19 protein-coding genes are annotated in these 21,871 nt (G+C 40.8%); 9 read left to right on the forward strand and 10 right to left on the reverse strand.

Annotation, left to right across the window (positions count from 1 at the left end):
• Positions 1-17: 17 nt before the first annotated feature.
• On the forward strand, positions 18-602 hold the full coding sequence (locus IQ274_RS07995; RefSeq protein WP_194141905.1) for a DUF3455 domain-containing protein: 585 nt from the start codon (positions 18-20) through the stop codon (positions 600-602).
• A gap of 389 nt (positions 603-991) precedes the next feature.
• Here IQ274_RS07995 and IQ274_RS08000 read toward each other — a convergent pair whose 3' ends face one another.
• From IQ274_RS08000 to IQ274_RS08010, 3 genes are all read right to left on the reverse strand, one after another.
• Positions 992-1,684: a response regulator transcription factor gene (locus IQ274_RS08000; protein WP_194141906.1), complete on the reverse strand. Its 693-nt coding sequence runs from the start codon at positions 1,682-1,684 to the stop codon at positions 992-994.
• A gap of 96 nt (positions 1,685-1,780) precedes the next feature.
• Positions 1,781-2,146 (reverse strand): hypothetical protein, encoded by a 366-nt coding sequence (locus IQ274_RS08005; protein ID WP_194141907.1) that lies wholly within the window; start codon positions 2,144-2,146, stop codon positions 1,781-1,783.
• A gap of 552 nt (positions 2,147-2,698) precedes the next feature.
• Positions 2,699-3,373, reverse strand: coding sequence for a LuxR C-terminal-related transcriptional regulator (locus IQ274_RS08010; protein ID WP_114085737.1), 675 nt, complete (start codon positions 3,371-3,373; stop codon positions 2,699-2,701).
• Between the two features lie 107 nt (positions 3,374-3,480).
• On the opposite strand from IQ274_RS08010, the gene IQ274_RS08015 reads away from it, so the two are divergent.
• Positions 3,481-4,137, forward strand: coding sequence for a DUF3386 domain-containing protein (locus IQ274_RS08015; protein WP_194141908.1), 657 nt, complete (start codon positions 3,481-3,483; stop codon positions 4,135-4,137).
• A gap of 184 nt (positions 4,138-4,321) precedes the next feature.
• Here IQ274_RS08015 and IQ274_RS08020 read toward each other — a convergent pair whose 3' ends face one another.
• The 3 genes from IQ274_RS08020 to tmk form a co-directional block, all read right to left on the reverse strand.
• Positions 4,322-4,612, reverse strand: coding sequence for a hypothetical protein (locus IQ274_RS08020; RefSeq protein ID WP_163927844.1), 291 nt, complete (start codon positions 4,610-4,612; stop codon positions 4,322-4,324).
• A 5-nt stretch (positions 4,613-4,617) separates the two neighbouring features.
• Positions 4,618-5,124: a hypothetical protein gene (locus IQ274_RS08025; RefSeq protein WP_194141909.1), complete on the reverse strand. Its 507-nt coding sequence runs from the start codon at positions 5,122-5,124 to the stop codon at positions 4,618-4,620.
• Between the two features lie 261 nt (positions 5,125-5,385).
• Complete coding sequence (gene tmk / locus IQ274_RS08030; RefSeq protein WP_163927848.1) at positions 5,386-6,021, reverse strand: dTMP kinase; 636 nt, start codon at positions 6,019-6,021, stop codon at positions 5,386-5,388.
• 325 nt (positions 6,022-6,346) lie between these two features.
• Here tmk and IQ274_RS08035 point away from each other — a divergent pair, with 325 nt between their 5' ends.
• From IQ274_RS08035 to IQ274_RS08050, 4 genes are all read left to right on the forward strand, one after another.
• Entirely contained in the window at positions 6,347-7,915 is a 1,569-nt protein-coding gene (locus tag IQ274_RS08035) for a GMC oxidoreductase (RefSeq protein WP_194141910.1), read from the forward strand.
• A gap of 156 nt (positions 7,916-8,071) precedes the next feature.
• Positions 8,072-10,885 (forward strand): ATP-binding protein, encoded by a 2,814-nt coding sequence (locus IQ274_RS08040; RefSeq protein WP_194141911.1) that lies wholly within the window; start codon positions 8,072-8,074, stop codon positions 10,883-10,885.
• A 92-nt stretch (positions 10,886-10,977) separates the two neighbouring features.
• The gene (locus tag IQ274_RS08045) at positions 10,978-12,822 is read left to right on the forward strand and encodes an ABC transporter substrate-binding protein (RefSeq protein ID WP_194141912.1); all 1,845 of its coding nucleotides are present in this window, start codon (positions 10,978-10,980) and stop codon (positions 12,820-12,822) included.
• Between the two features lie 95 nt (positions 12,823-12,917).
• Positions 12,918-15,008: a hydantoinase/oxoprolinase family protein gene (locus IQ274_RS08050; RefSeq protein ID WP_194141913.1), complete on the forward strand. Its 2,091-nt coding sequence runs from the start codon at positions 12,918-12,920 to the stop codon at positions 15,006-15,008.
• A 5-nt stretch (positions 15,009-15,013) separates the two neighbouring features.
• Here the strand turns inward: IQ274_RS08050 and IQ274_RS08055 are convergent, their stop codons facing one another.
• Positions 15,014-15,535 (reverse strand): GNAT family N-acetyltransferase, encoded by a 522-nt coding sequence (locus tag IQ274_RS08055; protein WP_228058090.1) that lies wholly within the window; start codon positions 15,533-15,535, stop codon positions 15,014-15,016.
• A gap of 16 nt (positions 15,536-15,551) precedes the next feature.
• Between IQ274_RS08055 and IQ274_RS08060 the strand changes: the two genes are divergently transcribed.
• Entirely contained in the window at positions 15,552-17,117 is a 1,566-nt protein-coding gene (locus IQ274_RS08060; RefSeq protein ID WP_194141914.1) for a hydantoinase B/oxoprolinase family protein, read from the forward strand.
• A gap of 97 nt (positions 17,118-17,214) precedes the next feature.
• On the opposite strand, the gene IQ274_RS08065 is transcribed toward IQ274_RS08060, so the two are convergent.
• On the reverse strand, positions 17,215-17,430 hold the full coding sequence (locus tag IQ274_RS08065; RefSeq protein WP_163927862.1) for a hypothetical protein: 216 nt from the start codon (positions 17,428-17,430) through the stop codon (positions 17,215-17,217).
• Positions 17,431-17,646: 216 nt separating this feature from the next.
• Here IQ274_RS08065 and IQ274_RS08070 point away from each other — a divergent pair, with 216 nt between their 5' ends.
• Together IQ274_RS08070 and IQ274_RS08075 are read left to right on the forward strand one after the other, a co-directional pair.
• Positions 17,647-19,167 (forward strand): PLP-dependent aminotransferase family protein, encoded by a 1,521-nt coding sequence (locus IQ274_RS08070; protein WP_228058091.1) that lies wholly within the window; start codon positions 17,647-17,649, stop codon positions 19,165-19,167.
• Positions 19,168-19,510: 343 nt separating this feature from the next.
• Positions 19,511-20,506, forward strand: coding sequence for a YgfZ/GcvT domain-containing protein (locus tag IQ274_RS08075; protein WP_163927866.1), 996 nt, complete (start codon positions 19,511-19,513; stop codon positions 20,504-20,506).
• 5 nt (positions 20,507-20,511) lie between these two features.
• Here the strand turns inward: IQ274_RS08075 and IQ274_RS08080 are convergent, their stop codons facing one another.
• On the reverse strand, positions 20,512-21,471 hold the full coding sequence (locus IQ274_RS08080) for a DUF5331 domain-containing protein (RefSeq protein WP_194141916.1): 960 nt from the start codon (positions 21,469-21,471) through the stop codon (positions 20,512-20,514).
• Between the two features lie 55 nt (positions 21,472-21,526).
• On the reverse strand, positions 21,527-21,853 hold the full coding sequence (locus tag IQ274_RS08085; RefSeq protein WP_194141917.1) for a (2Fe-2S) ferredoxin domain-containing protein: 327 nt from the start codon (positions 21,851-21,853) through the stop codon (positions 21,527-21,529).
• Between the last annotated feature and the right edge of the window lie 18 nt (positions 21,854-21,871).

Consider the following 21,871-nt stretch of genomic DNA (forward strand, 5'->3'; position numbering starts at 1 on the left):
TGAAGGAGATGTATACTATGTCACCTACTTTTTGTAAAATTATTCAGATAAATTGCAGCCTCGTTGTTTCGCTACTGATGTTGAATGGGTGGGGTGTTTCGATTGCCGGAACTATGGAGCCTGCCCAACGCATAGCGGATGTAGCTCCGATCCCTGATACTATAAAAGTCCCAAATGGTGAGCAACTTCTTCTAAAAGCATCTGCCAAGGGTTCACAAATCTATATCTGCAAACCGAAATCAGAATCTCCTGAGCAGTATGAGTGGACGCTTAAGGCTCCCGATGCCGTGTTGTTGAATGAGCAAGGGCAAGATTTGGGCAAGCATTATGCAGGCCCGACTTGGGAAGCCAAAGACGGTAGCAAAGTTTTAGGGAAATTGAAATCTAAGGTAAATGCACCACAAGACGATGCCATTCCCTGGCTATTATTAGAGGCACAATCTCATGAAGGAAATGGTATCTTCCGCCAAGTAAATTGGATTCAACGGATCAATACAGTTGGTGGAAAAGCCCCTGTTCAAGGGTGTGAGAAATCATCCGAAAATCGAGAAATTAGTGTAAATTATACGGCTGATTACCTCTTTTATAAAATTAAGCAATAAATATTAATAAAAAAGATAAAAATCCACTTGTTGAGATGTTTTATATAAGAATTTTGAACTAGCCCTTTCAAGGTGACTCGTAAAATCTCTTTTTTCTCTCTGCGCTGCGCCAGTTGCTACAAGTCGGGGAACCCGCCCAACGCACTGGCTTCTCTGTGCCTCTGCGGTTTAAAAATAATTTATTTAACCACAGAGACAAGGCAGCGCGGTCTTCTCCCAAAGGGAGAGGCTAGCGCCTTCGCGGAGCGTCTCGTAGAGAAGGGGGTTTCCCCCATGAGCGACTGCCGCGCAGAGAACACAGAGTCAAGAGATTGAAGAGGAATTTTTTGACCAAAATTTTTACCCACTTTGAAAGGGCTATTCCTAGAATTGTTTTATCGCCCTCTGGTTTATTCTGGTAGTTTCCCGGCTAGTTTCTTTTCTTGATTGAGAACAGAATTTGCATAGATTGCCAGTTGCGATCGATTTTTGAGATTGAGGCGGTTTAAGATACTCGTCACATGAGTTTTTACCGTTCCTTCGGTAATATAAAGTTGTTGGGCAATTTCGCGGTTCGTTGCACCAACACCAATCAAACATAAAACCTCTTGTTCTCGTGCGGTAATTTCCGATGGCTTTGATGAAGCGGAATTTTGGTTAGCTGAAGCTGCTTCCGTAACCAATAATTTATCAAATAACCCCGGCCCAAATTGAGTATAGCCAGAATGCCCAAAGCGAATTGCATCTGCTAGCTCACTTGAAGGCATATCTTTAAGTAAATATCCTTTTGCACCTGCACGCATTGCCCCTGTTAGATAAGAATCATCATCAAATGTACTCAAGACGAGAACTTTGATATTAGGAAAGCTTTGCATAATCAGTTTTGTTGCAGTTCGTCCATCCATTTCAGGCATCCGAATATCCATTAGCACCACATCGGGCTGAAGTTCTGCAACAAGCTCTAGAGCAACTTTACCATTCTCAGCATCACCGACCACTTCCAAATCAGGTTCCTGTTCTAGCATTGCTTTCAGTCCCTGACGAATGAGGCTCTGATCGTCAACGATTAACAGGCGAATAGGAGAGGATTTATCATTTTTCATGGTAATTATCTCTTTCTGGTTTTGATGAACGATCAATAGATATCTCCAAAAATTAATGAAGGATTACCTGAAACCCTTGTAGAAACGTTACAACATTTAACAATTGGGCATTGGGCATGGGGCATCCAGGGCTAGGGCAATGCGTTTGCTCTCAGCAGGCAGCAAACTTATCACCCATGACAGCAACGCTGCAAAACAACTGCTCACATCCAACGCGCGACGCAACTCACCTTTTTTGGCTTTTGCTTCCTGATACCATTCTTTTAATCGTTGACGGACTGTATTTGCCTTTTCTGAGTTCAACTTAGCAATGAATTTTGACACTTTGCTCAAGCTACTTGATTTCGTCATCACCATGCCAAAACTCCATGTTGCCAGTCCTACCACTTGCGGTATCGACAGATTTAGCATTTTCTCTGACACTATTCTTGTCCACTGTTTGAGGTACTCATTTTTTAGCATTTGAGCCTCTGTTTCACTCTTTGAGTCTGCTTTTATTTTCTGACTTTGTGAATGAATACTCACACTCTTGTAAAAAACCTACACCTGTCAGCCCTAACCTAGGCTGTTGACTTTGGCTATTTTTTGGGGAATTACCGAAAAATTATTTGTGCTGGTTTTTGCTTGTGTGAAAGCGCCCGCAACAGCCATCTTTACGCCAAAATAAAAAACACAATTTCTGCATGAAGTCTTGTTGGCTAAAGGGTACAGAGTCAACAGCCTAGCCCTAACCCCCTTTTAAAAAGGCTACGGTGTACACACAAGTCAGATCAAGTTTTAGTTTTATCCCAATACGCTTGGGATAAACCAGAAAGCCCTCATGTAGAGACGCTATAAATCGCCGTTCTGAGAGAGAATGTACTCCTCAATTATTCCTTGACAGACTACTATTTCCTGCTTATGTGTACACCGTAGCTTAAAAGGGGAGAAACAGAATCAAAGTCCCCCTTTTTAAGAGGGATTTAGGGGATCTAAAACTATTTGATACCGACAAGAAGACTTTTCAAACATCCTCTAAGAAACTTTGATATCTTGCAGTTTTGCCACCATTTCTGCACGCGCCGAAACCTTCAATTTACGAAACATCCTCTTCAAAGCTTGTTTGACAGAATTTTGCGTAATCCAAAGTTTTTCCCCAATTTCTGAGTTTGTTAACCCCTGCGCTACTAACTCGGCAATTTCTAACTCACGCGCTGTTAGAGGACTTACTAAAAGGGAATTGGATATTTGTGGTTTTGTCGTCCGTAGAGTCGCCATTTTTGCTGATAAATGGATGCATAATGCACTCAGATCAGCCAGATCGTTGCCATTAAAAGCAGGATTTCCCTTATCACGAGCCAAGTTAAGTGTTCCTACAAGACGACCATCGCAAACAATTGGCCCAGTCATTACGTGTTCGTGATCGGAACGCGAGCAAAAATGCTTCCAGTCTCCTGGTGATAATAATAACTGCTCATGGGCGGGAGCGTGACGCTCAACCACGTAGCGCCCGACTGGATTGCTTTCTAAGCATACTGCTGGAATGCCCTGAACATCGATTTGGGCTGTTGGCCGATCATCTAGGAGATAAATACCCCAATTTTGCACACCAAAATGCTCACCAATTTTATCCGTGAGAGCTAGCCTTAATTCTTGCTCATTTCGGACATTGGCGATCGCATGAAATATGGCGTGGAGAGAATTAACCATAAGCATAAGTGTACCCAGTTGGGGACTATCCAAGCCTCAACAATTACTTCTATGCTAATACCAACGAAACTAAAACGCTAATTTACAGTAGCGACTAGGAGAAGCACATGACAGTTACACAACTCTCTGCTCAGGAACTTTTCCGGGCTGCTTATGAGAACCGCTATACTTGGGACAAGAATTTTCCCGGTTATACCGCAAATATTACCTTTAAGCAAGATGATAAAGTTTTTACAGGCAAGGTTATCATTACTGCCAATCTGAAAGCCGAAGTTTTGGGTGTAGATGACGAACCAGCCCAGAAAGCAATTCATGGTCAAGCATGGGAGATAGCAATTCACCGCGTCCGCCGCAGCTTTGAAGACACTCACAGCGCCAATACCTTTAGCTATGGCAAAACTGACGAAACTGGTGCGGTTGAGCTTTTAATGGGTGGTAAGGCTGAGGGCGATAAATACAAAGTCCGCAATAATGAAGTGTGTCATGTTCACCGTCTCATCCACGGTACTTTCGTGACAATTGACACCTTCAGCAGCCACGACACCGGAGAAGGCTACTTGTCCCACCGCTATGACTCTGTTTACCATGACCCCAAAACTGGGGAACAAAAGGGCGGTAGAAGCGAATTTGTCGATGAATATGAAAAAGTTGGTGATTATTTTATCCTAAATCGTCGGGAGATTCGTACCGAGACAGCAGGAGAAACATCTATTCAGGAATTTATCTTCTCTGACATCAAATTGTTAGAACCTGTGGCTGCTTAATCTCTATTTTGTAGTTAAAAAATTAGCGATCGCTTCTTCTTAGTTTAAGGATGCGATCGCTTTTTTTTACATTCTGATTGATGAATATGAGGTTTTAAAAAGAGAGCTTGATATGAAGAATATCGATAGCTGAGTTAACATTGGGCTAAAGGGCGATCCGCTTTACTTAATAAACCTGTAGTGTTTAGAGGTTTTTTTGGTAATATTCCTCTATCGTACCTACAGCTTTTAATAATGGCGAATCTAACGGCTCAATCCAATCAGCCACTTCACGGGCCAGCCCAAGGGTTGAGATTCCTCCTGATGCTTCAAGTTTACCAAGCAGCGTCTTACTTTTAATAGATTCTAGGGCACCGATCAGATTGTTTAAACGCTCTGAATGTTTAAATTCTGGTTGTTTATCTCTACGAATCTGTTCGGCAATCTCAAGAGCTTTATCGAGCAATTTGATGAATTCTTCTGTCTTGTTTTCCATGATTTTTACGGACAACTAAAATCTTTTTCGATGATATTTTGTCCCTCAGACCACTTAATGTTTGGATCTCTTGTATCTTTAATAAAAGTCTGTTGACCACCGCCAGGATAGCATTGAGTGGGGGTTTGAGGGGCAACAATGCCTTGATAAACTGTCGTTCCTGCCGGCAAAGTAACTGGTTGAATCATAGTCGCTTTATTGCCCCATGATTGATTGAGAGCTAAATTCCTAATTACTTCTACATTTGTTTCGTATTTATCAGTTGTTAAATACCTACCATATCTATTCTCGCTGCTACTATAGTAACGATAAAAAGTCTTAGGCTCCTCTAGTTTGACTTCTTCACATTTAGAATTTAGGAAGGTAACGGCAATGTCAGATGGCAAAGGACATGAAGAACTAACTTCTTGGGCAAGGACTCGTGGTGAATTGAATATAGTCCGTGGGAATGAACTAACTGAAAAACTGAGAATGCTTAAACCAATACCTATGGAAACAGACTTAAATTTCATACAAACTCTTCCTCCCAAGGTTTTATTGAAATATATAAAAAATGGCAAATTAAGCTTTGTTTCAGTGTAGTGGGTTTGTTAGACCCCTAAAGATAACGATGCCTGCGGCTGTCTGCGCCAACGCTTTTGTGAGCAATGCAATGGTCTTAAATTCAGGTGTGGAATCGGAAAATGCCACGTCTTTTATATTCTCAGGCTTAAAGCAAGGATGCAAGGACAGTTAAGACAGTTAAGTAAACACTTCAAAATTTGAGACGATACCTATGGCAACCCCTTCAAGTGTACACATAGAATTCCTTGAATTACTTGTTGCACAGCTTCTTTACTCAAGCTGCCATCTACCCGCACAATTCTTGAAGGATAAGATGCTGCTAACTCTGCGTATCCTTGCTGAACGCGTCGATGAAAAGCGATTGTTTCTTGTTCAATGCGGTCTAATCCGGCTCCATCTCCCCGTTTGCGGGCTAGTCCAACTTCGACATCGATATCTAGCCAAATAGTTAAGTCACTCTCTAGGCCAGCAGTGGCAATATAGTTAAGCTGATTGATTAAACTCATATTCAAACCGCGACCATATCCTTGGTAGGCAATGGTAGAGTCAGTGTAGCGATCGCATAAAATATATTTCCCTGCTGCGAGATTTGGTTTAAGTTCTTGTTCCACGTGTTGCGATCGGTCAGCAGCATACAATAAAAGTTCTGTCACTTCTGCAACTGGTTTATCCTCTGCCTTCTCTAGTAGTAAGCGGCGAAGATGTAAGCCTAACTCTGTTCCCCCTGGTTCACGAGTTACCACCACAGAAACACCCAAACTTTCCAACCACTGAGAACAAAGCTGCATTTGGCTGGTTTTGCCGCAGCCTTCCACCCCTTCAAATACAATTAATTTGCCACCCATGCTTTTTAAAGTTCGCTGCAATAAACTTATTCGCTGACGTTTGATCAAGAATAGCGTGAAGTGTTACAGGCGGGTGAGACAACTACCCAGCAATTCACCAGTCTCTAAATACACAAAAAGAAGTTTTTGGCAATTTGGCAGATCAACTATTTTTGATACTGATATTTTTGGGATTGTGCAACGAATGTAACAGAAGTTGCCATAACCAGGTGGTCGAGATTTTTAAGTTACTTCTGTAATTCCTTAAAGACATCAATTACAGCTAGTTATTTCAACTGGTATGTCAAAGTGTCGGTGCATAATTAATTCGTACAGGAAATCAAGTATGTCAGGCGTAATTAAACGTCGTCAATTTATTCGAGCAACACTGGCAGCAACTGCAAGCATAGGCGTGTCTAAGATTGCTTCTGCAACCTATCGTGGTGAAGAATGTGTAGAAGCGCTAGTGATTGGTAGTGGTTTTGGTGGAGCAGTTGCAGCATTGCGCCTTGGGGAAGCTGGAATTAAAACCATAGTATTGGAGCGGGGACGACGATGGCCAATCACCGCCGCAGGTAATACTTTCTCCACATATCAGAATCCAGATGGTCGGTCTACTTGGTTAAGTCCGAAAACAGTTATATTCAACGAGGTTTCAATTGATGTATACACTGGTGTTCTTGATGTTAAGGTAGGCGATGGCATCATTGCCTATCGTGGAGCAGGGGTGGGAGGCGGTTCGCTAGTTTACAATGCTGTCAGTTATCAGCCAACTAAAGAACTTTTTTATCAAGTCTTTCCACGCAGTATCAAATATGAGGAACTGGATAAAGTTTACTATCCAAGGGTGCGTTCCGTCCTCAAACCATCTCCCATACCGGATGATATTCTAAAAACTGACTACTATTTAGCAAGCCGTATTTTATTAGAGCAAGCAGCCAAAGCTGGTTTAAAAGCCCGCAAACTTGATGTAGCTGTTGATTGGGATATCGTTCGCCAAGAAATTGCGGGTAAGAAGGTTCCTTCTGCGATCGCAGGTCAAGTTTACTATGGTCTTAACAGTGGTGCGAAAAATAGCTTAGATCGAAATTATCTGAGCAGGGCAGAAGCTACTAAAAAGGTGGAAATTCGACCCCTACACGTAGTCAACACGATCGAGGAATACCATGCTGGGCGTTACCGTGTTACCTGCAATCAAATCGATGAGCGGGGAGTTGTACTGTCTAAAAAATCTTTTATTTGTCGTTATCTGTTTTTAGCAGCCGGTTCCATTGGCACCACCGAATTGCTTTTACGTGCCAAGCATAATGGGACATTGGGTCGCCTGAACAATCAAGTCGGAAAATTGTGGGGAACTAACGGTGATGCGGTGAGTGCGATCGTTACCTCTGGTCAAACTAATGCCACACTAGGCGGGCCAGCATCGGTAGTAATTGAAGACTTGGACAATCCCATCGCGCCATTAGTCATTGAGCAGCTTCCTTTTCCCATAGTTCCCCAAGGTGTCTTAGCTCCTATTAGCCTAGCGATCGCCAAGCCAGAGGGCTATCTGACTTACAATACTTCTACGCAATCAGCTAATCTATTCTGGCCGAAAGACTCAGCCAATAATCAGAAAATTACCCAGGCTAATCAGTATACTTACCAACGGCTAAATCAAGCGAATGGTACAACTTTTGGCGCACCACTTGACTTTAGTGCGACAGCGCATCCCCTTGGTGGTGCAACTATGGGTGCTGTATGCAACACTTATGGTAAAGTCCACGGCTATTCTAATTTGTTTGTTGTAGATGGTTCTCTGATTCCTGGTTCGACTGCCTGTACTAACCCATCGCTAACCATCGCGGCTTTAGCGGAGCGGTGCATGGATCGCTTTCTCAATAAGAAGCTTCCTGAAAGCATGGAGTGGGAGTAAAGATAAGCTACACCTGGAAGACTAAATTATGGTGTAAAGAAATGCTGGTGTTGTGAATATGTTATGATTTCGAGCAAAAAGTCTCTGTTCACAACATTTAGAAGATGGGAACTCTAGCTAATAAGTTTAATTACAGTATCCCACCCAACACAGCCAATGATGTCCCATCCTGCTCATCCCACTTTGGGCCAATCTTCTTACCCTGGCTTGACTAGAAGCTTAAGTGCTGTTGAAAGTTGGGGCTTCGGTTTAACAGCTCATATTTCCTGGACAGCATTGGTTCCAGCAATTCATGCTGCTCTCGGTCCCCAAGCTATTTTTGTCTGGATACCTGCGGTGATTTTCGGAATGCTGCTCAACTACCAGGTAAAACGCTTGGGTATGCATTTTATAAATGTGGCTGGAGGAACGCCTAACTATGCTACTAAGTTGCTGCAAAACTATCCAGGAATAGCTTGCTATGCAGCAATTGGATACTTCCTCAACTGGGTTTCCTATCTGTCAGTTAATACCATCGTCCTCAAAGATTTAATTAAGGTAAATTTGGAGGCGCTGGGTATTGCCTGTCCAGAAATACTTTTAGATATTGGCTTTACACTGTTGCCGTTTATAGTCGCGTTTAGCGGAACTCGCGCCCTAAGTATTTTACATTTATTTTTTGTAATTCCAGCCTTTGGATTGCTAATCACTTTCTGTGTACAGGGTCTTGGCTGGTTAGCTTTCTCTGGTGATAGTCCTGGGTTTTTTCCTAGCAATTGGTCATCTCTGGGTTTTGTCGATTGGGCAAAGTGGTTCTTTTTCGTCACTTATGCCACCTACAGTTGTGAAACGGCTTCTTCTTTTGTCGCCGATAGCCGCCAACCCACCCAGACGCTACGTTTTCTAGATGTTGCGGCTTGGATGATGCCACCGATCTTTTTGGGGGGATCTTGGGTAATGATGCGGTTAGCAACCGATCCAAGCCTCAAAGACAATGCTTTTATGAATCTTGTGGCGGCTTCCCAACCTTTCTGGGGAAAATCAGCAGCTATAAGTGTTTCCTTTTTGCTAGTAGCTGCTTGTCTTTTAGGTTCGGCAACGGTTGTTTCTAATTGCCCTCGGATTTTGTATCAGTTGGCTTTAGACAAACACATCTCACCTGTATTTTCCGTTGTTTCACGTCGGGGTGTGTTTGCGCCAGCACTAACATTAACACTGGTGTTGTGCCTGATTTATTTGATTTGGGGAGATGTCGCGCGAATCGTAGCCGTTGGTAATGTTGGCTGGTTTGTCTCCTTTATGTTATTGCATTTGGGGCTTTGGCTGCGGCGCGATCGCTCGGAAGTTTTTTTCCCTCGCATATCTCTGGTGATTCTGCTGTTAGAAGTTGTGGTGCTAGTGGTGGGCGGACTTGCCTGGGGTTGGCTCAACTTGCTAATTGGGCTATTATTTCCCATTGGCGTTATGGGAATAGATGCAGTTATTCGCCGGGTGAAATTCCCTCCATTTCATCCCAGTTGGTGGATGCGGCGATATCGCACACGCTCTCAGGTAATTATTAAGGACTCGGTAGTTCTCCAGGTGATCATCCTGATTTTTTTACTATGCAGCGCAGTGGCTGTTGGCTGGTTGTTTGGTGAAAAACTTAATAAAGTGACAAGTGCGGGGGGTGAAAACCTATTTGTGGTGCTGCTGATGACGGTGGCATTTGTGGGAGTAGCGATCGCTTGTTGGACAAGTTTACCGCAAGTGGTTGCGATCGCAGAAGCCCGTGAAGCTGCCGAACACCTATTTACTGTTGCCCAAGATGGTATTTTAGTTGTGGACGATCAAGGTATTATCCAGCAGGCGAATCCAGCCACTGAATCTTTCTTTGGTGTCAACCCATCTGAGTTAGAGGGAAATCACCTCAACAAATGGCTAACCGCATTAGTCTACTATCCAGACGAGTGGACAAAACGCAGCGAACAAACCTTACTCCGCAATGCCAAAAACAAAATCCTAGAAGTTTCTATCTCAGACAGGCCACATCAGGATTTTCAGGAGTATGTCGTCATTCTCCACGACATTACCCAGCGCAAACAAGCAGAGCAGATATTGCGATACTCAGAAGCACAATTGCGCCAAGAGGCAAAGCAGTTAGCATCTCAACTCATACATAGCGAAAAAATGTCCAGTTTGGGGCAGTTGGTAGCAGGTGTAGCGCATGAAATCAACAACCCAATCAATTTTATTTATGGCAATGTCAGCTATGCCAATCAATATATCCAAGATTTATTGAGACTACTGCAATTATATCAGCAAAACTATCCTAATCCAGTAACGGAAATTCAAAAAGAAACAGAAGCCATCGACCTAGATTTCTTGATGGCAGACTTGCCAAAGTTGTTAACTTCTATGACCGTCGGTGCCGAAAGAATCACAGAAATTGTCCTATCTCTGCGAAACTTTTCTCGGTTAGATGAAACAGAGATGAAAGCTGTAAATATCCATGAGGGTATAGATAATACATTGCTCATTCTAGAACATCGACTTAAGGCTAAATCTAACTCTCTAACAATTGACATTATCAAAGAGTACGGCGATCTGCCATTAGTAGAATGTTATGCAGGACAACTGAATCAGGTATTTATGAATCTTCTAGCAAATGCGATCGATGCTTTAGAAGAAGCTGTGGAGAATGGTGAGTGGAAAGTAAAGAAAGCAACAATATCTACTCCCAAAATTAAAATTCATACTCAGCTTAATAGTGAAAATCAGGTAGTTATTAGCATTGCGGATAATGGTATAGGCATTCCAGAAAACATCCAAAAACACTTATTTGAACCATTCTTTACCACTAAACCAGTTGGCAAAGGCACAGGATTAGGCTTATCTATTAGTTACCAGATTATCACCCAAAAACATCTGGGACAATTACAATGTATTTCTACTCCTGGACAGGGTACAGAATTTGTAGTTGTAATTCCGCTAAATCAGCAAGCTACCTAATTGTCAACATAAATAGAAATTAGTTCGACACCCATCGGATCATCTAAGTTAGGAATTAGACTATCATTTTGAAAAAAGGGTGATAGATAATTATGGTGTGTTCAAACTGTCAACAGGTTATACAACAGCTAAATATTAATATTGATCTTTTCTTTCAGAAATTAGAGACAGCTTCAAACAAAAGACAAATCAGTGAACTTGACAAGGAAATCATTTGTCAATCTCTATTGGGACATTCTCGACAAGATATAGCTAAAATCTTCAATTTATCTGACCAACAAATTAGAGACAGACTGAGTAATAATATTTATCCCAGAATAGCAGAACTAATGCAAATTGACCAAGAGCAGATAGCTGGTAAGTGGGTTAAGCTTCTTAATTTATTACTTCATCCCAATAACGGATATAAATTGCAGACTGCTCCTCAATTAAACAATGATAACTTTCAAGGTAGTTTTGGCAGACAAATTTTTCTTTCTCCCCCAAATCAAGATATTGTTGAGTTACAGATTCAAGGTAATAAATTTTATCAACAAGGACTTTATTATCAAGCATTAAAGTGCCTCATTTGGGCTTGGAAAAAAGAAAAAGAAGTTTATGATCAAGGTAATCCAGAAGTCCTGATTTATATCAATAACTGTTTAATCGAATACAAGCAATCTTTTTTACAAGAGAAAAAAATTAATATTTATAATTTGGCTGTAGTTGTGCCATTTTATCATAATCAAGGTCATGTTGCGGCTGAAATTTTACGAGGAATCGCTCAAATTCAACTCCAAGTAAATCTTCAAAGCTTTGAGAGAATTTCGCTAGAAAAGGATATAGATTTAGATGAAATAAAACCCGAAAAAATTTTTACTCTAAATAATACAGATAATCGGATAGCTTTGAGGATTTTAATTGTCAATGATCCTAATAATTTATATGCGCCATATAGCCAAACAGCAGAGAATTTAGCAAATTTAGCGCCACAATTAAACTTAATTTCTATCATTGGTCACTATTCAAGTGAAATGACTAAAAAGGCACTACAGTTATATTCTCAAAATGGACTAATTTTAGTAAATTCTAGTAGTACCTCTAATGAACTTTCTCATTTATCTGGAGGTGAAAGTTTATCCTTTTTTAGACTGACTACTCAAGATAGCATAAATGCCACACAATTAGCCCATTATTTGACAGAAATATTGTCTGGTAAAACTCATCAAAAAGTAGCTATTATCTATAACAAAAATAGTAGCTATAGCACTTCATACAGAAATACTATTAAGAAATCTCTAGAGCAATATAGTGAACAACTTACTTTCTTAAAAGAATGCAGTTATATCAGCGAAAACTATTATCAGATTCAAGCTTATCTAGAAGATATTAAACAGAATGATGTTGATATTATTATCATAATCCCTGATGGAGGAATTGAACCTAATTCTCTTGATAATGCTGGATTGATTAGTAGATTAAAAATCAATAACTGTTTAATAGCTGGTTCAGCAACTTTTTACCATGAAAATGTTCTTCATTGGATTCATGAGCAAAGTCAGTATAATTTGGTGAATCAAAATGAGTGTCAAACAATAGCTTGTGTTCCTTGGCATTGGCAAAGTGAGACAAATGGGTGCAATAGCAAAAATCAACTAGGGCAAAAATTTTGTCAATTAGGCACTCAATTATGGGGAGAAGAAAACTTAACATGGCGTAGTGCAACAGCTTTCGATTCAGTATTAATCATTCTGAGAATGTTAGAGCAATTTCATATTATAGATAGCCAATCTTTATTGATACAGATGAACAAATATTTCAAAGAAGACAAAAAACAAGTGAAAGGAGTTACAGGAATTATCCAATTTGAAAAAAATGGCGATCGCATCAATCCTCCAGCAGAAATAGTAGCTGTAAAATGGAATAAAAAACAGCATAAATGGCAGTGGACAATCTAAGATTCTACATCTGTAGAAAAATATTCCACACCTGAAGTAGAAAGACTTTATAACCTATTGTTATGCTTCCTGTATAGCGTTGAGTAAACATAATTATGTTAAAGGTTTTTGCCGATCGCGGTGGTACATTCACAGATATTGTTGCCGTTACTAATAATCAGGCAATTATAGACAGACTATCAAGGTATCCTGAACGTTTTTTAATTGTTTCCCTACCTAAAGGCCAATGGATTATAGTTTATAAACTTCTTTCAGAAAATCCCGAACAATATCAAGATGCAGCCATCCAAGGTATACGGGATATTATGGGTATTTCTGGCAACGAACCCATTCCTACTGAAGCGATAGAAGTGATAAAAATGGGGACAACAGTAGCAACAAATGCACTTTTAGAACGGAAAGGAGACAGAGTTGTTCTTCTCATTACCAAAGGGTTTAAAGATGCACTGCGTATTGCCTACCAAAACCGTCCTAACATCTTTGCTCGTCATATCGTTTTACCAACCATGCTTTATGAGCAGGTGATTGAGATTAACGAACGTTATGATGCTCATGGAAATGAATTAATCTCGATAAATATTGAACAAGCCAAAAACGAATTACAAGTAGTTTACAACACAGGAATTCAGAGTTGTGCTATTGTTTTTATGCACAGCGATCGCTATCCTGAACACGAACAACAAATAGCCCAAATCGCACAAAAAATCGGCTTTACACAAATATCTGTATCTCATCAAGTTAGTCCGTTAATGAAATTAGTCAGCCGAGGAGATACAACAGTAGTTGATGCTTATTTAACTCCTATTCTACGTCGCTATGTCAACCAAATAGCGAGTCAGTTACCTGGAGTAAAATTGATGTTTATGAAATCTGACGGCGGTTTAGTTGCAGCCGAACAATTTCAAGGCAAAGATAGTATTTTGAGTGGCCCGGCTGGCGGTATTGTCGGTGCAGTACAAACTAGTAAAAGAGCAGGTTTTGAGTTAGTTATCACCTTTGATATGGGAGGGACAAGTACAGATGTCGCCCACTTTAAAGGAGAGTATGAACGACAACTAGATTCAGAAATTGCTGGGGCGCGGATGCGAGTTCCTGTATTAGCAATTAATACCATTGCGGCTGGAGGCGGTTCAATTCTCTCTTTTGATGGTTCTAGTTATCGTGTTGGCCCTAAATCTGCTGGCTCAAATCCTGGCCCTGCTTGTTACCGACGCGGCGGGCCATTAGCGGTTACTGATGCCAATGTGATGTTAGGCAAAATTCACCCGCAATATTTTCCTTCGGTTTTTGGAATTGATGGCAATTTACCTTTAGATAAAGATACTGTCATTCAGCAATTTACCCAATTAGCCCAAGATATTCAAGCCGCTACATTAAATCATTGTACTCCCGAACAGGTAGCGGCTGGATTTATTGCGATCGCAGTAGAAAATATGGCAAACGCAATTAAAAAAATCAGTCTACAACGAGGTTATGATGTCACCCAATATGTGCTTTGTTGTTTTGGCGGCGCAGGCGGGCAAGTTGCTTGTTTAATTGCCGATACTTTGGGAATGCAAAAGATATTTCTTCACCCTTATGCTGGTGTTCTTTCTGCTTATGGAATGGGATTAGCTGATGTCCGGGCGATTAGAGAAGGGGGAGTAGAACAGCCTTTAACTCAAGCATTAATTCCTAAATTACACCAGTTAATGCAATATTTAGAAACTCAAGCTAACAATGAAATAAATGAAGGTAATGTTCAAACAGAAATAGTCCAAAAAGTTAACTTAAAATATGAAGGAACTAACTCTAATTTAACCGTTAACTTTGCCGATGATGTGCTATTGATGCGGCAAGAATTTGAGAATGAACATAAATCACGTTATGGTTTCATTCAATTAGAGAAAACTTTAATTGTTGAATCAACCTCAGTAGAAGTAATTCAGAAAATGGATACTCCTGAAGAACCCTTAATTACTCGTACACGTTCTCTATTTGAAGCCCCCGAAGCAGTTGAGATAGTAAGGATGTTTACTGCTGATAAATGGCATGATACGCCTGTTTACCGACGAGAAGATTTACAACCAGAAGATAGTATTAATGGGCCTGCGATTATCGTAGAAAAAATTAGCACAATTGTAGTGGAACCTCATTGGCAAGCAATATTAACTGAATATAATCATCTAATTTTACAGCGCCTATAAACTGCTTATACAGCAAGTATTTGTGGTGTCCAGGTTAAAAAACAGCGATTACTTTTCTGCTCCGTAACTTTTGCACCTAGCCTATCATAAAAACTAAGTCCGCGATTGTTGCGAACATCAGCATTCCAGGCAAGATGGGTGCAGTCATTGTCCTTTGCAACTTGAGCTAAATAACTCATTAACGCGGTTCCTGCTCCCTGACTTCTCATACCTTTGTCCACATACAAATCATCAAGCCAGATACTCGGTTGACCTACAAAAGATGAGTATCTGAATCCATATAAAGCAAACCCAACCACACACTTTGAGGTTTCTGCAAATAAAACGTAAGAGAAAGGTACTGTTCCAAAAATTGTTTTTCGTATTTTCTCCTCAGTAACTTGAAGTACACCAGAATAAGCACCAATGTTTCTATCAAATTCAGACTTTTTTTGGATAAAGGAAAAAATTAGTAATATGTCATCAGGTGTAGCAGACCGAATCTTCATTGAACTACTTTTAATCACTTTAGTAGATAATTTTAGCAAAAAATAGGAATAAAACATGTACACAACAACGCAACCAGATCCCGTCCGCTTAGAAATATTCAAAAATCTCTATCAATTTATCGCCGAACAAATGGGAATTGTTCTCCAAAATACAGCAACATCTGTGAATATCAAAGAAAGGCTAGATTTCTCCTGCGCTATTTTTGACTCATCGGGATTGTTAGTGGCAAATGCTCCCCATATTCCCGTACATTTAGGTTCTATGAGTGAAAGTGTTCGCAGTTTAATTAACGATAAAGGTGACACCCTAAAACCAGGAAATGTCTATCTATCTAATAACCCTTATAACGGCGGAACCCACCTTCCTGATGTCACTGCAATTACCCCTGTTTTTCTAGAGAATTGTGAAAATACTTCATTCGCCACTCCCCTATTTTTTGTTGCTTCTCGTGGGCATCAAGCAGATATCGGTGGAATTACCCCCGGTTCAATGCCTCCTCACAGCACCACAGTAGAAGAAGAAGGAATTCTTTTTGATAATTTTCTGTTGGTTGAAGATGGCAGTTTCCGAGAAGCCGCAGTAAGACAGCATATTTCAAATCATATTTATCCTGCTCGTAACCCTGACCAAAATATTGCTGATTTTAAGGCACAAATTGCTGCAAATGAACGAGGAGGACAAGAACTTTATAAAATGGTTTTACAATATGGAATTGAAACTGTTCAAGCTTATATGAAGTTTGTACAAGCTAATGCTGAGGAGTCAGTCAGAAAGGCTATCAACCTTCTCAAAGATGGCTCATTTAGTTATGAGATGGATAATGGGGCAAGAATTCAAGTAAAAGTGACAATTCATCAAGAAAGCCGTAGTGCTACTATTGATTTTACTGGAACTTCTAAGCAACTAAATAGTAATTTCAATGCTCCGAAAGCTGTAACTCAAGCAGCAGTATTGTATGTCTTTCGGACTTTGGTTGATGATAATATTCCTTTGAATGCTGGGTGTCTTAACCCTCTAGAAATTATTATCCCAGTCGGCTGTATGCTGAATCCAACCTATCCAGCAGCAGTGGTAGCGGGTAATGTAGAAACTTCTCAAACAATTGTTGATGCTTTATATGGCGCTTTGGGTGTGATGGCTGCTTCTCAAGGAACGATGAATAATTTTACTTTTGGTAATGAGCAATATCAATATTATGAAACCATTTGCGGCGGCTCTGGAGCAGGAATTGATTTTGATGGAACTGATGGTGTTCATTCTCACATGACGAACTCCCGTTTGACCGATCCAGAAGTTTTAGAAACCCGCTATCCTGTTCTTTTAGAAAGCTTTAGCCTCCGTCCTGATAGCGGTGGTAAAGGAAAATATTCAGGTGGTAATGGAGTTGTCCGCCGCATCCGTTTTTTAGAACCCATGACAGCTAATATTCTTTCTGGACATCGAGTTATTCCTCCTTTTGGATTAAATGGTGGACAAGCCGGAATTGTTGGACGCAACTGGATACAACGTCAAAATGGAATTGAAGAAAATTTAGACAGCACAGCAACAGTAGAGATGAAACCTGGGGATGTTTTTGTGATAGAAACTCCTGGAGGAGGCGGTTTTGGTAAAGTCTCCTAGTAGTCTGTCCCATTAATTTTGAGGGATAAGAGAACGAACCGCAAAGGACGCAAAGGACGCAAAGGACGCAAAGTATAAGATTGATTGGCAAAAGATTTTATCTGTAATAACATTTATCAATCCAAATTCGCATTTCTTCTTCAGAACCAAAACAGGCAGAGCGTCCTGTCATCGGATCGTAGGCGTGCCAAGAAGAAATATGACCACGCCAGTCTGATTCGTGCCACACTTGGAGGTCAGATCCACTAGCCATCCAAATGACAAAATGTTGCCAATATTTTTGTAAATTTAACAAAACATTAAATTTATTCATAGTGAAAGCACCTAATAAACAGTGAACTATTACTTTTACTTTCACGTAATACTTTTCAACTGAGAAGGTACAGTTTTGGACAATTTGATCTAGTACAGTTAAGGCGCATTACAACTGGTATAGTAAAAAAAACCTCAACTGTACTAGGTAAAGTTGGTAAAAATAGTTTATATTGCCAGTATTGATGATTATTTAGTCATTGACGAGTGCGCCAAAATGAACATTTTATTAGAACGGCAATCATCTAAACCGATTTATTTACAGATACACAATCGCATCAGTCATCTGATTAAATCTGGCGCACTCAAAAGTGGCGATCGCCTCCCTTCTATTCGCTCTCTGGCAGAAAGTTTACAAGTTAATAAACTCACGGTTATTGAAGCATATAACGTTTTAGAAGCAGATGGGATTGTTTCTGCTCGTCAAGGTTCAGGATATTTTGTCAGTAGCATTCCTCTTAAAAGCACTAACCTAGAATCTAAATTTGCTCCAGCCCAAAATGTCATAATTACAAAACCAGGAAAGTGTTCTTTTTATGATATGTACACTCCACTGGTGCAAGCACAAACACAGCCAGGAATAATTAATTTTGGCTACGGTTATCCTCGTCCACCAAAAGATATTAACCTCATTGCCAGACGAGCATTAAGACAAGACGATGCTGAGATTTTCTTTCCCCATGAGATGCCTCAAGGACAACTAACTCTGTGCAAACAAATTGCTCAGATGTTAGTACATCAAGGATTAGAGGTTTTTCCAGAAGATTTAATTATTACTAATGGCTCTCAGCAAGGGTTGTCATTAGCGATGAATTATTATGTACAATCTGGTGATTGGGTGATTGTGGAAGCTCCCACTTATTATGGTGCAATTTCTATTTTAGAAAACTTAGGAGCCAAGATTATTGGTATTCCCATGACTGCGGAGGGAATGAATTTAGATTTATTAGAGCAATATCTACATAGCCACCGCCCGAAATTAATTTATACGATTAGTACTTTTCACAATCCAACAGGATTGACGACAACACAAAATCATCGTCAACAATTACTAGCATTAGCAGAAAAATATGAGTGCCATATTTTGGAAGATAATGCTTATGAAGGAATAAATTTTGATGCTGTGCCAGCACCTATTAAAGCTTTAGATAAAAATAATTTGGTCACTTATTTAAGCACTTTTTCTAAAACTTTAATGCCTGGTTTACGAGTAGGCTATATGGTCGTTACAGGTAAGCATTATCAAGCCATGATTGAGCGGAAGTTGCTCCATGACTTGCACACATCCAGTATTTCGCAAACAATAGTTAGCGAATATCTTGCTTCAGGACATTACCGTCGTCACCTCAGCCGACTTCGCACAGATAATCTGCAAAGTCGTAATATCATGCTGCAAGCTTTGGAGCGTTATTTCCCTGAAGAGATCCGGTGGACAGTTCCCACGGGAGGATTATTTCTCTGGGTACAGTTACCAGATGATATTCCGATTGGGACAATTCGTAACGAAGCTTTTGCAGAAAATGTCTACCTGGCGTGCGGTTCGGCATTTTTCCCCGATAAGCAAGGTTATCCGGCGATGCGTCTAACTTTTTGTCTCTCGCCAGAGGAAATTGAGCAAGGTATTTCGATTGTGGGTAAGTTGCTGAAAAAGTATATTTCTAGAGGATGCGTAGGTACAGAACAGCTTGTTGTCAAACACCGTATATCTAATTATCAACCTCTGGTTTACAGTTCATAGGTTACGCATGGATAATTCTTGTCTATTCTGGAGCAGCATTCAATACGGTTCGGTTAAAGGGGAAAGGGGAAAGGGACTCATGTTTTGAATACATCCTTTCCTCTTTAACCCTTAACCTTTACCCAGACCACAAGGAAAGTAAAAAATGCTTATCCGAACTGTATTGGAGCAGCATCAATTAACTTCGGCAACAGATGAATAAATGCCTGAAGACGTACTTTCCGTAATTTAAGCGATCGCTATCAGCATAATTCCTTTCATCCCTTCGCCATTGAAGCCGGAAACGCTTATTTGTTAAGATTTCCAGTGCGACAACATTAAAACAGGGCAACTTATCATCACCATGCCAACATCTACAATTGACGATAAAGACGCAGCAGCAATCCAAGCCGCCAGAGTTGGGGTTGCAATATGCGATCGCACCGCCTGGGGACGGATCAAAGTATCTGGCGACGATCGCCTCAATTTCTTACACAACCAAAGTACTAACAATTTCCAAATACTCAAGCCAGGACAAGGTTGTGATACGGTTTTCGTCACTTCTACAGCCAGAACAATTGATTTAGCAACCGCCTACGTTAGAGAAGATGCGGTAATCCTGCTAGTTTCACCTAACCGCCGCCAATATCTCATGGAATGGCTGGATAAATATATTTTCTATGCCGACAAGGTGGAATTATCTGATATCACAGAATACACCAACACCTTTAGCCTCATTGGCCCAGGAAGCGACGCTGTTTTAGAAAAATTGGGTATTGGCGAACTCATTGGGCAACCTTACGGTAATCACCAAGTATACACGATCGCTCCGGCTGAGGGAGTACGGATTGCTGTGGGTAGTGGGTTAGCGGCTCCCGGATACACCTTAACTTTCCCTTATACTGACAAAGTAACGGTATGGAACAAATTGTTAGAAGCTGGGGCGGTAGAGATGAGCGATCGCGCCTGGGATGCTTTGCGAATCTTACAAGGCCGCCCCGCCCCAGATGCTGAACTCACAGATGATTACAATCCTCTGGAAGTTGGTTTGTGGCAAACAATTTCTTTTACTAAAGGTTGCTATATTGGGCAAGAAACCATTGCTCGGTTAAATACATATAAAGGTGTAAAACAACACCTTTTGGGTATCCGCCTCAGTGCCCCTGCGTCAGTTGGAAGTGCGATCGCAGTGGGAGATGAAAAGGTCGGCAAACTTACCAGTTACACAGAAACGGCTGATGGTTATTTTGGACTAGGTTATATTCGCACCAAAGCTGGTGGCGTAGGCTTAAAAGTTAAAGTGGGAGAAACTGAGGGTGAAGTCATAGAAATCCCCTTTGTTTCTCACGAGTACCCATAAGTAATTCAAGTCAAAATATCTTCTTCTTTATTTCTAGCGCCGTAACAAAATTCATCTACCCAAGAAGCTAAACTACGGGCATTAGTGGTTGGTAAATTCACTTTGCTTTTAACATTTTGTGGTTGAATATTCGCTTGTTTGCCGTTACTTTTAACCTCAGTAGTAATTGCTAGCGATCGCACTGGTTTACCATTACTGTTAATCTCAGTGGTAATTGCCAGCAATGCCCCTACAGGGATTCGGACAGATGGCGCGTTGCTTTTAACCTCGCTAGCTAACGCCACAGATGGCATAGTTTTGGCTTTGCTGTTGGCTTCAGCAATCATTGTCAGCGATGTTCCTGAAGGAAAACGTTCAAGGGGCGATGTCTGACGAGAAGCTGCAAAGTCGCTACGTACTGATTGATATTCGTTCAAGAAATCCGATGATGGCGTTTTCACCGGAGTATCTGGAGCAATTTTAGTAGCAAATGCAACTACTAACTCAGGTTTACGGGTGCGATCTACCTCTGTGGTAGCCGTAAATAATGGCGCAAGGCGATCGGCGCGTGACAAGTTGGAGTCTAAAGTCTTGGCAAGAGAACTAGGCACAATTTTGCTAGCAGTTACAACCGATGACAGATGTTTATCCTCAGAATGCTTCTCGTCTGGCGACTCGATTTCAGCTTGGCATATAGCCATAGAATGCTCTGATTTTATTAAACGTAACTCTTCATCAGGATTGAAGTTAAGACCTAAAGCGGCAACTATTTTATCTGGATCGTTATTCAGATCCAGCATAAAAGCAAGTATTTCATCAAACTGGGGTTCTAAAACAGACAGTGTTGCCAAAATAAAACCGGACAAAGGACGGCGCAGACCATCGTAAGTGCCCCAAATTCGCATTTTGACTAGCCAGGTAATATTTTGCTCGTAGTAAATCAGCCAGTTTTGTTTTAAGGATTGACGCAGCTGTTGGATATTCATTGGATGCCTCGCTTCAGTCAACAAGATTACAGACCCTGATATTGAAAATTTAGCTTTATTTCTGGGGATGAAACCGATAATAGAGCATCTGTTTGACTCTTTGACCACCTAGCAAATGATTTTCTATCAGTAGAGATACTTCATGGGGTTTAACGCCGCTATACCAGACCATATCGGGTAATACTAGCACCATTGGCCCATTGCCACATTGCCCCAAACAGCTGCTAGCCGTTATCGTTACATCAGGAATCGGCAAAGCTGTAAAAGCTGCAAAAACCTTGGCTGCACCTTGCTTTTTGCAGGTGCGATTTTGACAAACCCGCACACATTTAGAAGAAGAGGGTTGGTCTATTGTCGGGAAGTTTGATGGTTGAGTTGTCATTTGTCCTTTGTCCTACCC

The organism is Nostoc sp. LEGE 12447 (assembly GCF_015206985.1).
Taxonomy (GTDB): Bacteria; Cyanobacteriota; Cyanobacteriia; order Cyanobacteriales; family Nostocaceae; genus Nostoc.

Excerpts from the sequence above, each read along its gene's own strand:
- IQ274_RS07995 (WP_194141905.1), top strand. The coding sequence starts at position 18 with ATGTCACCTACTTTTTGTAAAATTATTCAGATAAATTGCAGCCTCGTT.
- IQ274_RS08000 (WP_194141906.1), bottom strand. The coding sequence starts at position 1,684 with ATGAAAAATGATAAATCCTCTCCTATTCGCCTGTTAATCGTTGACGAT.
- IQ274_RS08005 (WP_194141907.1), bottom strand. The coding sequence starts at position 2,146 with ATGCTAAAAAATGAGTACCTCAAACAGTGGACAAGAATAGTGTCAGAG.
- IQ274_RS08010 (WP_114085737.1), bottom strand. The coding sequence starts at position 3,373 with ATGGTTAATTCTCTCCACGCCATATTTCATGCGATCGCCAATGTCCGA.
- IQ274_RS08015 (WP_194141908.1), top strand. The coding sequence starts at position 3,481 with ATGACAGTTACACAACTCTCTGCTCAGGAACTTTTCCGGGCTGCTTAT.
- IQ274_RS08020 (WP_163927844.1), bottom strand. The coding sequence starts at position 4,612 with ATGGAAAACAAGACAGAAGAATTCATCAAATTGCTCGATAAAGCTCTT.
- IQ274_RS08025 (WP_194141909.1), bottom strand. The coding sequence starts at position 5,124 with ATGAAATTTAAGTCTGTTTCCATAGGTATTGGTTTAAGCATTCTCAGT.
- tmk (WP_163927848.1), bottom strand. The coding sequence starts at position 6,021 with ATGGGTGGCAAATTAATTGTATTTGAAGGGGTGGAAGGCTGCGGCAAA.
- IQ274_RS08035 (WP_194141910.1), top strand. The coding sequence starts at position 6,347 with ATGTCAGGCGTAATTAAACGTCGTCAATTTATTCGAGCAACACTGGCA.
- IQ274_RS08040 (WP_194141911.1), top strand. The coding sequence starts at position 8,072 with ATGATGTCCCATCCTGCTCATCCCACTTTGGGCCAATCTTCTTACCCT.
- IQ274_RS08045 (WP_194141912.1), top strand. The coding sequence starts at position 10,978 with ATGGTGTGTTCAAACTGTCAACAGGTTATACAACAGCTAAATATTAAT.
- IQ274_RS08050 (WP_194141913.1), top strand. The coding sequence starts at position 12,918 with ATGTTAAAGGTTTTTGCCGATCGCGGTGGTACATTCACAGATATTGTT.
- IQ274_RS08060 (WP_194141914.1), top strand. The coding sequence starts at position 15,552 with ATGTACACAACAACGCAACCAGATCCCGTCCGCTTAGAAATATTCAAA.
- IQ274_RS08065 (WP_163927862.1), bottom strand. The coding sequence starts at position 17,430 with ATGAATAAATTTAATGTTTTGTTAAATTTACAAAAATATTGGCAACAT.
- IQ274_RS08070 (WP_228058091.1), top strand. The coding sequence starts at position 17,647 with ATGAACATTTTATTAGAACGGCAATCATCTAAACCGATTTATTTACAG.
- IQ274_RS08075 (WP_163927866.1), top strand. The coding sequence starts at position 19,511 with ATGCCAACATCTACAATTGACGATAAAGACGCAGCAGCAATCCAAGCC.
- IQ274_RS08080 (WP_194141916.1), bottom strand. The coding sequence starts at position 21,471 with ATGAATATCCAACAGCTGCGTCAATCCTTAAAACAAAACTGGCTGATT.
- IQ274_RS08085 (WP_194141917.1), bottom strand. The coding sequence starts at position 21,853 with ATGACAACTCAACCATCAAACTTCCCGACAATAGACCAACCCTCTTCT.